The sequence below is a fragment of the Streptococcus ruminicola genome, assembly GCF_011387195.1.
GTDB classification, from domain to species: domain Bacteria; phylum Bacillota; class Bacilli; order Lactobacillales; family Streptococcaceae; genus Streptococcus; species Streptococcus ruminicola.
In genome coordinates, this window is sequence record NZ_CP046919.1 from 748,348 (window position 1) to 761,604 (window position 13,257).

Here is a 13,257-nt window from a genome sequence, read left to right on the forward strand (position 1 = left end):
ATACCGAACAAAACCCCTACTGGTTTACCAGCAGGGGTTATTTTATTAAGCAATGTCAAATTTAAGTTGTCCTTTTGAAACACCAATTTTAAGGGTATTTCCACTTGCTAATTCGCCTGATAGAATAAGTTCTGATAATTTATCTTCGACTTTATCTTGTAGGGTACGGCGAAGAGGACGAGCACCCATTTCTGGGTCGTATCCAGCTTCAGCAAGGTATTTAAGCGCTGATGGTTGGAATTTAAGCGTAATATCTTTTTCAGCTAAGGTTGCAATCAATGGTTTAACCATGATTTTAACCACGTCACGCATATTTTCTTGTGTTAAGTGGTGGAAGACAACCTTTTCATCAATACGGTTGATGAATTCTGGACGATAAGTTTTCTTAAGCTCTTCCATGATACGTTTTTGCATAGCATCATAATCATGAGCCATATCACGCGCACCAAATCCAACAGTTTTATCATCACGAAGAGCTGTCGCACCAAGGTTTGACGTCATGATAATAATCGTATTTGAGAAATCAACTTTACGACCACGACTATCTGTCAACACACCATCATCCAAAACTTGAAGAAGGACGTTGAAAATATCTGGATGAGCTTTTTCAACTTCATCGAAAAGAAGGACTGAATAAGGTTTGTTACGAACTTTTTCAGTCAATTCGCCACCTTCTTCATAACCAACGTATCCTGGAGGAGCTCCGTTAAGACGACTAGCCGCAAATTTTTCCATGTATTCAGACATGTCAAAGCGGATAAGTGTTGATTCATCATCAAAGAGAAGTTCAGCCAAAGCTTTAGCTAATTCAGTCTTACCAACACCAGTAGGTCCCAAGAACATGAATGACCCAATTGGACGTTTTCCTGTACGGATACCTGCTTGATTACGACGGATTGCTCGGCTAATCGCTGAAATAGCAGCATCTTGACCAATCACACGTTTGTGCAATTCTTTTTCAAGCGTCAAATATTTCTTGCTGTCGGCTTGCGTCATTTTTTCAACTGGAATACCTGACAAGCGACTAAGAGTTGCCATAATGTCATCTTCTGTCACAGCTGTTGGCTTACGTGTCACAGCTTTACGTGATGCTTTTAGCAATTTTGTAGCTTTTTTGAAATCACCTTCTAAGATAGCTTGGTCAGCTGGAGTTAAGTCAGAAGGTGTTTCTTTTTTCACCAAACCTTGAACGGTTGCACTAGCTTCATCAAGCAAATCAATAGCTGAGTCTGGTAGATTTTTACTTGTCAAATAACGGTGTGCAGCTTTAACAGCCGTCAACACAGCTTGATCAGAAATCGTCACATTATGGAAAGTTTCGTAAGATTTCTTAAGCCCAAGTAAAATTTGATAAGCATCTTCAACACTTGGTTCTTCAATCGTAATTTTCGCAAAACGACGTGAAAGAGCTGCATCTTTTTCGATATGTTTTTGATATTCTTCTTGAGTTGTCGCACCAACCATGTGAAGCGTACCACGTGCAAGAGCAGGTTTTAAGATATTAGCAGCATCTAAAGTACTATCAATTCCAGAACCAGATCCCATAATAGTGTGCACTTCATCGATGAATAAAATAATATGACCATCAGCTTCAATGTCTGAGATGATTTGGTTCATGCGTTCTTCGAAATCACCACGGAAACGAGTTCCCGCAACAACACTCATCATATCAAGCTCTAAGACACGCATGTCTTGAAGCTCATAAGGAATTTCACCATTAACAATACGTTGTGCCAAACCATAAGCAAGAGCTGTTTTACCAACACCAGCTTCACCGACCAAGACAGGATTATTTTTAGTCTTACGGCTAAGTACTTGAACCATGCGAGAGACTTCTTTTTCACGTCCGATAACTGGCTCAAGTTTTCCTTGACGAGCTAATTCAGTTAAATCACGAGTGAAGTCTGATAATTCTCCCGCAGTTGACTGAGGTTTCATCATTTCTGAGAAAGCTCCGCCCATTGTAGCTTTTTTGGGTTTGCGAAGATCGTGAATAGCTTTGATTTTTTCTTTAGTAAATCCAGCATTACGTGACAATGATTTACGCAAATCAAGCAAGCGTGCTGAATCACCATCTTCTTTATTTTTAAATCCAGCAACTTCCAAAAGACGTGTCGCAAACAAATCGAGATTCAACAACATAGCATAAAGGACATGCTCTGTTCCGACTTCAGTGCTTCCAGTCACTTTGCAAATTGACTCAGCAAAAGTTAAGACGTCTTTTAGGGCTTTAGATTGTTCTAAGAACTGCACATTTTTAACATCTGCCAAAGGTGATTTCCCGAGCGCCAAAACAGCTGCCGCTTCGTACTCTTCGTAAGCAATCTTATTTTGGTATTCAGCAAATGTTAACCCTGCCACTGAATCATGAACAGCTACCATGGCTAAAAGCACATGCCAACTTTCTAAATATGGGCTTTCAAATCGCGCCGCTTGGTACTGGGCGATACTGAAAACCTCCTGCATTTTCATTGAATATTCACTCATAAATGGAATCCTTTTCTATCTAATCTTTGTAAGATTTTTCGCAACATACGCGCACGAATTTCAGGAGCATCTTTTCCCAAAACCTCATCAGTAGCTGTTGCTAAAATCAGATTTCCTTCACGTTCACTAATAATTTTTTCGTCAAAAAGTAATTGAATCAAATCTGTAAAGACTTGCTCGCTGATACGTTCACCGATATTTGCCATAAGGTTGTCAAACAATTGGTGTTGGTCTGAAAATCGCACTCTAGCAATGCGAATATAGCCACCGCCACCACGCTTACTTTCGACTGTATAGCCACGACTTTCTGTAAAACGTGTTTTGATCACGTAGTTAATTTGGCTAGGAACAACTTGAAAGGCATCTGCCAAGTTTGACCGCTTAATCTCAGCAATACCTGATTGGGCAAGTAATTGCTTGATGTATTCTTCAATACTATCAGATGTATTTTTTGCCATTAGCTTCCTCCTTTTCAAGATTAAAGACCATTTCAAGATGGACTCTCTTTGACTATAACTGACTAATATTATAACAAAAATATCACTTTTTATAAACGAAAATACACCAAATGACCTGCTCTCGTAAGCTTTTCTCACCATTTAAAATAAATAGTGCTTATTAAGCAATAGTATTTTACTATTAGAACAGATTTTAGTTGAGTTTGTTTCCTAGATAAGATACAATTAACCTTGTAACAAATGAAAGGTTTCAAGTAATGAACTATATTATTACATTTTTAATCGGCATGGTGCCACTTATTGAGCTTCGTGGTGCTGTTCCTTATGCTATCGCAACTGGTATTCCAATGTGGCAAGCACTGATTATCGGGGTTATTGCCAACATGCTTCCAGTTCCAATTATCTTCTTCTTTGCTCGCCGCGTTTTAGAGTGGGGAGCTGATAAACCTGTTATCGGCGGTTTCTTTACTTGGTGTTTGAAAAAAGGTCACAAAGGTGGTAAAAAACTTGCAGATACTGCTGGTGATAAAGGAATTTTCATTGCTCTTCTTCTCTTTGTAGGAATTCCAATTCCTGGAACAGGAGCTTGGACAGGAACACTTGCTGCTTCAATTCTTGACTGGGACTTCAAACGCAGTATTACAGCGGTTATGCTCGGGGTTATCCTTGCAGGCTTAATCATGGGAACACTAACTGTTCTTGGTTTGGGCGCTTTATCTTAATTTGAAAAAACAAGAGCTTGGAAATTCCAAGCTCTTTAATGTTACACACAAAAAAAGAAGACCACTAAGTGATCTTCTTTTTATATTAGCAAGCTAGTCTTATTTGTTAAGAGCTGCTGCCATTGTAGCTGCAACTTCTGATTCAAAGTCGTTAGCTGCTTTTTCGATACCTTCACCAACTTCGAAACGAGCGAAAGTAACAACTTTTGCGTTTACTGAATCAAGGTATTGTTCAACAGTTTTGCTGTCGTCCATGATGTAAACTTGTGCAAGAAGTGTGTATTGTTGGTCAACTTTAGTGTTGTCAAGCATGAAGCGAGCCATTTTACCAGGGATGATTTTATCCCAGATTTTTTCTGGTTTACCTTCAGCTTTAAGTTCTGCTTTGATATCTTCTTCAGCTTGAGCGATGATTTCATCAGTCAATTGTGATTTAGAACCATATTTCAAGTGTGGAAGAGCTGGTTTGTTAACCATTGCACGTGATTCGTTATCAAGGTCGATTTTGTGGTTCATTTGAGCCAATTCATCGTGGATGAATTGTGGGTCAAGTTCTTCGTATGAAAGAACTGTTGGTTTCATAGCTGCAACGTGCATTGAAACTTGTTTAGCAATAGCTTCGTCGCCACCTTCAAGAACTGTGATAACACCGATACGTCCACCGTTGTGTTGGTAAGCACCGAAGTGTTGTTCATCAGTTTTTTCGATAAGTGCGAAACGACGGAATGAAATTTTTTCACCGATTGTTGCAGTTGCATTAACAAAAGCTGCTTCCAAAGTGTCGCCTGAAGCCAATGTTACTTTAAGAGCTTCTTCGTTGTTAGCTGGTTTTTGTTCAGCGATAGCTTTAGCTGTTTCTTTAACCAATTCAACGAATTGTGCGTTTTGAGCAACGAAGTCAGTTTCAGCGTTAACTTCAACAACTGCTGCAACGTTACCGTCAACGTAAGTACCAGTCAAACCTTCAGCAGCAACGCGGTCAGCTTTTTTAGCTGCTTTAGCCATACCTTTTTCACGAAGCAATTCAATTGCTTTTTCCATGTCACCGTCAGTTTCAACAAGTGCTTTTTTGGCATCCATAACACCAGCACCTGATTTTTCACGCAATTCTTTTACTTGAGCTGCAGTAATTGCCATTTTTATGTCCTCCAGGTTTTTTGTTTACTAAATAATAAAAACGAGACAGAGCGGTTTGCTTTCTGCCCCGTTTAAAGCATATCTAAGACTGTTAAGCCTCGAAATATTATTCGTTGTCGCCTTCTACAACTTCAACGATTTCTTCGATTGAATCAGCTTTTGCTTCTGCTGCGAAGTCAGCATCTGCATCTTCACCTTGGCGTCCTTCGATAACAGCGTCAGCCAATTTAGAAGTGATCAATTTAACGGCGCGGATAGCGTCATCGTTAGCTGGGATGATAACATCGATATCATCTGGATCAGCGTTAGTATCAACCATAGCTACTACAGGGATACCAAGTTTTTTAGCTTCTTTAACAGCGATTTGTTCTTTGTGTGGGTCAACAATGTACATAACGTCTGGAATACGAGGCATATCTTCGATACCACCCAAGAATTTTTCAAGACGAGCACGTTGTTTGTTAAGAAGAGCAACTTCTTTCTTAGGAAGAACCTCAAAAGTTCCATCTTCTTCCATACGTTTGATTTCTTTCAAACGAGCGATACGTTTTTGGATAGTATCCCAGTTTGTAAGAGTTCCACCCAACCAACGGTGGTTGATGTAGTATTGACCTGCGCGTTCTGCTTCTTCTTTAACAGCGTCAGCAGCTTGTTTTTTAGTACCAACAAACAAGATTACAGCGTCGTTTGCAGCTGCATCACGAACGAATTCGTAAGCTGCATCAGCCATTTTTACAGTTTGTTGAAGGTCGATAACGTGGATACCGTTACGTTCTGTGAAGATGTATTTAGCCATCTTAGGGTTCCAGCGACGAGTTTGGTGACCAAAGTGAACACCAGCTTCAAGAAGTTGTTTCATTGAAATTACTGCCATGAGTAGTTTCTCCTTTATAAAATGTTTTTTTCCTCTTCCAGACTTCATCTTGCAAGCCCACCCATAAAGAGCAACAGGTTCACAATACATCCAGAATGAGTATTTTGTTGCATAATACAACTATCATAGTTTATCACAAAATCAAGGCTTTGACAAGCCATATGCTGCTTGAAACAGTTTTTATTTTCGCCGTTTGACAGCTCTTTTTATCAATCATTTGAAAACGAAAAAGCCCGACAGTGTCGAGCTTTTGTTATGTCATGAAGGCGGTAGACGGATTTGAACCGACGATCAAGCTTTTGCAGAGCCGTGCCTTACCACTTGGCTATACCGCCATAACAGATAATATTTTACCTTAAATTCAAAAGCACGTCAAGCCTTATTCGTGAAATTCTGCCAGACAATTCTGAAATCCTGCAAATAATCCCTTTTTACACAAAAAAAGTCACCCAACTAGAGTGACTCTGTCTTATCATCAAAATTGGCAGCAATCATCAAAACATTTAACTCACTAATTGCAACGACAAAAGGGAACGTAAAATTTGTCTTATATGGAGATAAAAGTTTTGGCGCCTTTGCTAATAGCTTCAAAACAGCATCATATCGGCTTTACTGTGGATTGCTCCACGGACAGGTTGGAAAACCATAAAAATGCAAGACTTATTTTTTGCTAATGCCAATTAACTGGCTCTTTTAGCCGCAACGCTTCATTATTCAACACATCTTAAGCACCACTATCGCACGCCATCTGTTACAAATGGTAAGAGGTTAAACAGATTTTTCTAAACAAGTTACCTTCAAAAAGGATGTAGTAGTTAAGATGGATTCGATGCCAAGAAATGTCTGACTTCCTGGAAAATACTATTGGCACCGCTATTTAATATAAAGTGACAGATGGATGGTGGAAAGAAAAAAGAAATTTCAACAGTACACAAGTAACACTATGAAAGCATTCTTCGTACTCTAATCCGCAGGAGATTATACTGACGTTAAAACACTCTTGTCCTTTCACCTTGTGAAAGTAATAATACCTTATATCAATAACGTTGGTAAGGCTGCCAGAACTAGTATTAATCATGATAACCAACACTTCTGTAGCTATCACCAGAAAACATAAAGCACCACCTTCAAAATCAGACAGCTCAAATTAGTCTAATTTTCCCTAGAATCAACTCATGAATGGAAATGGAGAAGAAGCTAATGTAATCCTAGGACACACCAAAATGAGCAAAACAAATTTTGAATCCGCTAAAAAATCCAGCCCTAAAGATAAAATCTCTAAAGTGATGATAATAAAACACGTTTCGGTATTCTTTTTCGAAAAATAATAACCAATAAGTAAACTATTCAAATAGGTTACACCAATATCTTACCACTCATGCGTAGAATTTTCTGAAAATTGTATATTTGCTCAATAAAAAAAGTTTATTTGCGGATTTGCAAATAAACCGATTTCGCACTTTTCGCTGTTAAAATGAAGACATACTTACTAAGGAGGATACTACTAATGCTTAAACTAACCCTTAAACAATTACTAAAAACTGTCGTTCTAATACTTCCATTTTTTGTATATTACCCATAAACCTAACACTTGTTAAAACCAATCAAATCAACCAGAGTAACAACATTTATCCCTTCCCTGCCCTAATGATGTTGTTACAAAACCTATGAATATACGTAATATATAATATATAAAATTTGGAGGATACTTATTATGTTCACATTGAAAAAAACTGCTAAAGAATTGACTAAACTTGCCCTAATTGGACCTGCAGTTCTTCTACCAATTATTTTTATGCTTTAAAATTCAATCACTATCATTCCTCACTATTATCAATAATTCTTGATAAGTTCATCTTAAGATACGAGGCTACTATAGGGCTTCCAATCTCTTCAATACAGGCGATAAAGTGCTCCAAGTCTGATAAATCCTCTGTCCCATCTTCAAGATTAGCAATTAATTTTTTTAAAAAATTAAGATAAGTCATGGCAAGCATATCTTGATAAGTAATTATCTTTTCTAGAGCTTCAATAAAGTAATTAGCTTGATAAAGCTTTCGATAGGTAACTAATAGCACTATTAGGTTTAAAAAAACGACTTCTGCATTCTTTTTATGACTTGTAAGTGACTGATAAAGTTTATCTCTATCGACAAATGCCTTCCCCAAAAAAATCAAATCAGATTCAGATAAAATGGACATAGTGTTTCCAAAGATAAATAGCTCAAACTCTGTCCACTCTTCAATTTCATAGAGATATGAAGTTAAAAAGTTTTTCTCTTCTTCTGAAATCACATAAGTCGGGTCAAGATTATAGATATAGGTTTTTATAATCAATTCATTCAAACGGTTATAAACATCAAAAACCTCAGAATCTTTTTCACTTTCAAGTAAAGCCTTAAGTCCTTCAATATCTTGTTTATTATATAGCTCTGCTATTTTTGTTGATAATTGAAACGTCTTCGGTTCTTGATAGTTATTAATCGCGTGGCCGAATTCTGAGAAGGTCATGTGGATACCTGAGATGGCGATTAAGAGTTTATCTGCGGCAAGCATGGATTGGCCATTTTCAAAACGTGAAAGTTGTGACACAGAGAGGTTTTCTCGTGCGACATCTTTTAGTTTCAACCCACGCGCAATTCGTAGTTCGCGATAAAGTTCACCCAGTTGCATTGATTTTTTAAGTTTCATACAGTCTCCTTTTTTGACAAAAATTCCAATAATCTTGGATTTATAGAAACTACGTTTTCTAAATTCTCCCAACAAGAAAGGTCATGTCTGTTATCCTAAACAGCTTAGAAAATCATAGCTCTATATTTCTATTTTAAAAAACTAGTTATATTATCTAGGTATACTAACTAATGTTTATTGTATCATATTTTTAAAAAAGAAATAGAAAAAAACAAGAACTTGCCTAATACAAGTTCTTGTTTGGCTCATTATCTTAAGTGATTACCAAATAATGACGCGGTCTTCTGGTGCACGCCACATTGGGTCACCAGCTTTGATATCAAATTCTTCATGAAATTCATCAAAGTTTGTCAGTGTCACATTAGTACGAAGTTTACCTGGTGCGTGAACATCGATACTTGCTAGCATTTGCATGTACTCATCGCGAGCTTTCATACGCCAAATAGTTGCGAAATTGATGAAGAAGTCTCGAGCTGAAAAATCATCATCTTGCTTAGCAGCTTCAAGCGCACAAGCAACACCGCCAAGGTCTGCGACATTTTCTGAAACAGTTAATTTACCATTTACTTTTGCCCCATACGAATCAAGGCCGTCAAATTGGTCAACGATTTTATCAGTGCATTTCGTAAATGCTTCGTAATCCGCATCAGTCCACCAGTTATTCAAGCTACCATTTTCATCAAATGATGCTCCATTAGTATCAAAGGCATGTGAAATTTCGTGAGCAATAACTGCTCCGATACCACCATAATTAGCTGATGAACTTTGTTCCAAGCTGTAAAATGGTGCTTGTAAAATAGCTGCTGGGAAAACAATTTGGTTTTGTTGTGGGTCGTAATAAGCATTGACCATGTGAGCTGGCATGTGCCATTCGCTACGGTCAACCGGCTGATTCCACTTGCTCCAGCTGTGTGCGATAGAAATTTTAGCAAGGTTTCGTGCATTTTCAACAAGTGATAAAGACTCATCGATAATCTTCTTCGCATAAGTTTCTGGCAATTTTTCCGGATAACCAATATGAGGAGTGATGACATTTAATTTCACAATAGCCTTATCACGAGTTTCTTTTGCCAACCAGTCAGCTGTTGTCAAACGTTTCTTGTAAACGTCAATCATTGTTGCCACTTTGTGCTCAACATCAGCTTTTGCTTCTGGTGAGAATTTTTGACCAGCGTACCAAAGCCCAAGAGCTTGGCTGTAAGCACCAGATGCTAGATAGTAAGCAGCTTTCTTCTTGTCCATGGCTTGTGGTGTTCCAGAAAGAGCACGACTGTAAGTCCCAGCAAGAACACGAATCTCGTCTGTCAAATAGCTATTGTAACTTGTTGCTGCAGAAAGGATAAGGTCTGCTTTAAGCAATTTCCAATTCTTTTCAGAATAATATTCAGCAGCAAATTCTGTCCAAAAACGTTCTTCAGGAACGATAACTTTATCAGGAATTTCTCCCAAGATTTCTGTGAAAATTTCATCCAAAGGAAGTTCTGGTGCTAATTTTGTAAAATCAGCCCAGTCATATGGGTGATAAAGTTTGACATACTCTGAAGATTCTTCGCGTGAAAGGACGTACTTAGCAAGTTTGGCATCGAGTTCGATTGTTTTGTCCAACACATCTTTGATTTCTTCTGCTGAAAAATCAAACTTCGCTAGCAATTCTTCTTGCATTTTGCGCCAAGTTGCTAATAATTCTTTACCTTTTTCGTGGTCATCAGCGTAGTAAGTTGTATCTGGCAAGATTGTGACAGGGGCTTCTGCCCACAACACATTAAGCTGTGCATTCATGAAATCTGGCGCTACACCAAATGGAAAAGCATTTGGTTTTCCAGCCATTTCAAATTCTGCAATACGTTTAGCAAAATCTGAAAATGACGTTAAAGCTTTATATTCTTTAATCAGCGGTAAAACAGGTGCTACACCGACTGCTTCACGTTTTTCATAATCAGATGTCATGCGGTGAAATTTAACAAAGTTTTGTAGGATGCTATCTTCTGGAACATTTTTTCCAGCTAACCAATCATCGGTTGTATCCAACATCAAATCTTCGATTTCATCAGCCAAATCTGAAAAACCACCTGTACGAGGTTTATCATCTGGAATAACAGCTGTTTTTTCCCACTCGCCATTGACGGCATCATAAAAATCATCTTGATATCGAGTCATAAAAAATCTCCTTTAATCTGCTATGAACATTCTATCAAAAAATTCAGATAATAACAGTTTTAAAAACTCAAAAAGCTAGCCGATTAGGCTAACTTTTTGAATGACTATTTCCGTAGTCTGCGATAAACAGCACTCACCAACAACAAGATGATGAAGAGGAAGACCGCGATTATCGGCGCAACAATCATCGCGTCAACGCGGCTCGCTTCAGCTACCACACGCGCATCTTTGACTTTATTTGGAATGCGGTGACCGCGTACCAAAAGTCTATGACTGTTAACACCGTAAGGCGTGCACGTTACCAAAGTTACGTAATCTTTATTTGGGTCAATGGCTAGCGCTGAGACATCATCTGGCAAGACCGTCAGAATCTGGTCAACTTCATAAGTCAGTGTTTCATCCAAAACCTGAATCATGAACGTATCACCTTCACGCAAACGGTCGATGTCTGTAAACAATTTAGCCGATGGCAACCCACGGTGACCTGAAATCACAGCGTGCGTCCCCTTACCACCAACTGGCAGAGACGTTCCAGGAATATGACCAACAGCCACCTGCAAAATACTATCTTCAGTACCGTGATAGATTGGCAAAGTCGTATTAACCTTTGGAATATCGACATATGCCATGATACCAGTACCTGTGACATCAAGAGTCTTGTCATAAACAGACTTCTCAGCCTTTGACAGATTCAAATCAGGCATCACACCTTTTGCCAAAGATTGATTATAAGCCTTAGCTGCTGCCAACATATCATCTTTCTTTTGCTGACCCATGTCTTGAACATTTTGGACATAGCCAGCTACCGCTTCTGATTGGTGAAATGAGTTCCAATAATCGCTAACTGTCGGATACAACAAAAGGGACAGCCCGATTATTAATATAAAGACGAGTGCATTCGTCAAAAAATTATCTTTTGATTTTTTTCGCATATTAAAGAGCTCTCCCGACAGTTGCAAGAGTAAAGGGAGTAGAAAGTGAGCTCGTGCTCCTTGCCACTCCCTTTATCGGATGATTAATTAAACAAAGTTAATAGTATTATAACAAATTCTTATTTAGCTGCATCCATACGTTTTTTAGTGATAAGAAGAACAGCCGCTACAAGAACAAGGATTGAACCGATAACGTAAAGGATTGTTGTACCCATACCACCAGTTGATGGAAGAAGTGAACCTTTTTTGTTTTCAACATTTGCTTCCAAAGAACCAGATGTAGCAGCTTCTTTAGGTGTTATATTCTTGTTAAACTCAATCATACCTGAATCAGTATTTGCAGTTACACCACCTGAAAGCTCTGTCAATTGAGGGTCAGCAGCTTCTGTGTCGTATTTAGCGTTGATTGTGAATTTGATTGGTTTGATTGTGTTGTAACCATCTGGTGTAGTTGATTCTACAAGTTCGTAGTTACCTGCGTCAAGACCTTTGAAAGTGAATGATGTTCCTTCAGCATTTTTAACTACATCTACTTTTTTAGTTGAACCATTATTTAATTTCTTGTAAAGTGTGAATTCTGCACCTGGCAATGGAGCTGTTTCAATTGTACCATCTTTTTTAATTTCTTTAACTTTGTTAATGATTGTTTGGTAAGTGAAGACTTTTACAGTATCTTTTGGAGTTTTACCAGTATCTGCTGGTTTAGATGTACCATCACCAGTAGCGTTAGGGTTGTTTGAGTAAGTCAATTCAACACTGTTTGGGTTACCTGCTGAACCAAGAACAGCTTTGTCATTAAGAGTTGCGTTATATTCTACAGTAACTAGATCGTCTTTCTTAATGTTTTCATTAACTTTTTTAACATCTGTGATAATAACAGAAAGTGTTGTTGTACCATCTGTATTTGGTGTTTTAGTTACTTGGTATTCACCTTCTGACAAAGTTTTACCGTCAGCTTTAACCAAAGTGATATTGTTAAATGTCAAACCTGCAGACAAAGTATCTGTAAATTCAACATAGTAGTGGTCGTAGTCAGCGATGTGTTTTGGAAGTGTTGCCTTCAATTGGAATGGAACAGTATCATTAATATCGTAGTCAGCTGCATCTTGCCAATCAGTTGTTTTACCAGTTGAATCGTTAGTTTCTTTTACTTTCTTTTGAACAGTTGGTTTGTCGTTTTTGACTTGAGCAGTCACATCACCAACAACTTCCATCATAAAACGAGTGTAAGCTGCATCGTTACCATTTTGAGAACCATCAACATCTTTTACCAAGTAGTAACCAGGTGCACTAACTGTAAGAACAGCTTGTCCGTCTTTACTTTCTGCACTAGCTGCTGGAGTTTTAAGGTTAGCACCAGCTAGTTTTGAGAATTCTTTAGCTTTTTCTGTGTCAGATTTATCTTTCTCTGGAGCATCTTCTTTATATGCAAGCATTTCAGCAATCTCAGCAGCTTCTGATTTACCTTCAAATGTAAATGGTGTTACACCAGTTTCACTCCATTGGATATTTGAAAGTGTCTTACCATCTGAAGCAAGTGTACCAGAAAATACTTGGTAAGCTTCGTAAGTGTGATTATCTGCGACTTTGTCAACTGTAATAGTATAAGCGAATGCATTTCCACCAACGAATGCGAAGAGTGTAGCAACAAAAGCTGCTAAGAGCAATTTAAACTTCTTCATTATAAAATCCTTTTCCTTCTTTCTTTTTTTAAAAACTAAATTGTGTAAACTCCTAAAATGAAGTTATAACCTAAATCTTTACAGTAGTGAATCAGGCACCACCACCTTTACCATAATC

At 38.0% G+C, this 13,257-nt stretch carries 10 protein-coding genes and 1 tRNA gene; 2 read left to right on the forward strand and 9 right to left on the reverse strand.

Features of this window, described 5'->3' with window-relative positions; all coding sequences use genetic code 11:
- Positions 1–45: 45 nt before the first annotated feature.
- Positions 46–2,487, reverse strand: coding sequence for an ATP-dependent Clp protease ATP-binding subunit (locus tag GPZ88_RS03840; RefSeq protein ID WP_166043490.1), 2,442 nt, complete (start codon positions 2,485–2,487; stop codon positions 46–48).
- Positions 2,484–2,945 carry a CtsR family transcriptional regulator gene (locus GPZ88_RS03845; protein ID WP_166043492.1) on the reverse strand — a complete coding sequence of 154 codons (462 nt, stop codon included), beginning with the start codon at positions 2,943–2,945 and terminating at the stop codon, positions 2,484–2,486. The genes GPZ88_RS03840 and GPZ88_RS03845 overlap by 4 nt, the downstream gene beginning before the upstream one ends.
- A 257-nt stretch (positions 2,946–3,202) precedes the next feature.
- On the opposite strand from GPZ88_RS03845, the gene GPZ88_RS03850 reads away from it, so the two are divergent.
- Positions 3,203–3,667, forward strand: a complete 465-nt coding sequence (locus tag GPZ88_RS03850) for a COG2426 family protein (protein WP_074603058.1) — start codon at positions 3,203–3,205, stop codon at positions 3,665–3,667.
- 99 nt (positions 3,668–3,766) lie between these two features.
- Here the strand turns inward: GPZ88_RS03850 and tsf are convergent, their stop codons facing one another.
- From tsf to GPZ88_RS03865, 3 genes are all read right to left on the reverse strand, one after another.
- On the reverse strand, positions 3,767–4,804 hold the full coding sequence (tsf, locus tag GPZ88_RS03855) for a translation elongation factor Ts (protein WP_166043494.1): 1,038 nt from the start codon (positions 4,802–4,804) through the stop codon (positions 3,767–3,769).
- A gap of 106 nt (positions 4,805–4,910) precedes the next feature.
- Positions 4,911–5,678 carry a 30S ribosomal protein S2 gene (rpsB, locus tag GPZ88_RS03860; RefSeq protein WP_021143273.1) on the reverse strand — a complete coding sequence of 256 codons (768 nt, stop codon included), beginning with the start codon at positions 5,676–5,678 and terminating at the stop codon, positions 4,911–4,913.
- Between the two features lie 264 nt (positions 5,679–5,942).
- A tRNA-Cys gene (locus GPZ88_RS03865) sits at positions 5,943–6,013 on the reverse strand.
- A gap of 840 nt (positions 6,014–6,853) precedes the next feature.
- Here GPZ88_RS03865 and GPZ88_RS03870 point away from each other — a divergent pair.
- On the forward strand, positions 6,854–7,006 hold the full coding sequence (locus tag GPZ88_RS03870) for a hypothetical protein (RefSeq protein WP_166043496.1): 153 nt from the start codon (positions 6,854–6,856) through the stop codon (positions 7,004–7,006).
- Positions 7,007–7,495: 489 nt separating this feature from the next.
- Here the strand turns inward: GPZ88_RS03870 and GPZ88_RS03875 are convergent, their stop codons facing one another.
- The 4 genes from GPZ88_RS03875 to GPZ88_RS03890 form a co-directional block, all read right to left on the reverse strand.
- A complete protein-coding gene (locus GPZ88_RS03875) occupies positions 7,496–8,368 on the reverse strand; it encodes a helix-turn-helix domain-containing protein (protein ID WP_166043498.1) in 873 nt (290 codons plus the stop codon).
- 261 nt (positions 8,369–8,629) lie between these two features.
- Entirely contained in the window at positions 8,630–10,525 is a 1,896-nt protein-coding gene (locus tag GPZ88_RS03880; protein WP_166043500.1) for a M13 family metallopeptidase, read from the reverse strand.
- A gap of 104 nt (positions 10,526–10,629) precedes the next feature.
- Positions 10,630–11,457 (reverse strand): class C sortase, encoded by an 828-nt coding sequence (locus tag GPZ88_RS03885; RefSeq protein ID WP_045798385.1) that lies wholly within the window; start codon positions 11,455–11,457, stop codon positions 10,630–10,632.
- A gap of 119 nt (positions 11,458–11,576) precedes the next feature.
- Positions 11,577–13,139 (reverse strand): isopeptide-forming domain-containing fimbrial protein, encoded by a 1,563-nt coding sequence (locus tag GPZ88_RS03890; RefSeq protein WP_166043502.1) that lies wholly within the window; start codon positions 13,137–13,139, stop codon positions 11,577–11,579.
- Between the last annotated feature and the right edge of the window lie 118 nt (positions 13,140–13,257).

Coding starts and splice junctions, on each gene's coding strand:
- GPZ88_RS03840 (WP_166043490.1), bottom strand. CDS start 2,487: ATGAGTGAATATTCAATGAAAATGCAGGAGGTTTTCAGTATCGCCCAG.
- GPZ88_RS03845 (WP_166043492.1), bottom strand. CDS start 2,945: ATGGCAAAAAATACATCTGATAGTATTGAAGAATACATCAAGCAATTA.
- GPZ88_RS03850 (WP_074603058.1), top strand. CDS start 3,203: ATGAACTATATTATTACATTTTTAATCGGCATGGTGCCACTTATTGAG.
- tsf (WP_166043494.1), bottom strand. CDS start 4,804: ATGGCAATTACTGCAGCTCAAGTAAAAGAATTGCGTGAAAAATCAGGT.
- rpsB (WP_021143273.1), bottom strand. CDS start 5,678: ATGGCAGTAATTTCAATGAAACAACTTCTTGAAGCTGGTGTTCACTTT.
- GPZ88_RS03870 (WP_166043496.1), top strand. CDS start 6,854: ATGAATGGAAATGGAGAAGAAGCTAATGTAATCCTAGGACACACCAAA.
- GPZ88_RS03875 (WP_166043498.1), bottom strand. CDS start 8,368: ATGAAACTTAAAAAATCAATGCAACTGGGTGAACTTTATCGCGAACTA.
- GPZ88_RS03880 (WP_166043500.1), bottom strand. CDS start 10,525: ATGACTCGATATCAAGATGATTTTTATGATGCCGTCAATGGCGAGTGG.
- GPZ88_RS03885 (WP_045798385.1), bottom strand. CDS start 11,457: ATGCGAAAAAAATCAAAAGATAATTTTTTGACGAATGCACTCGTCTTT.
- GPZ88_RS03890 (WP_166043502.1), bottom strand. CDS start 13,139: ATGAAGAAGTTTAAATTGCTCTTAGCAGCTTTTGTTGCTACACTCTTC.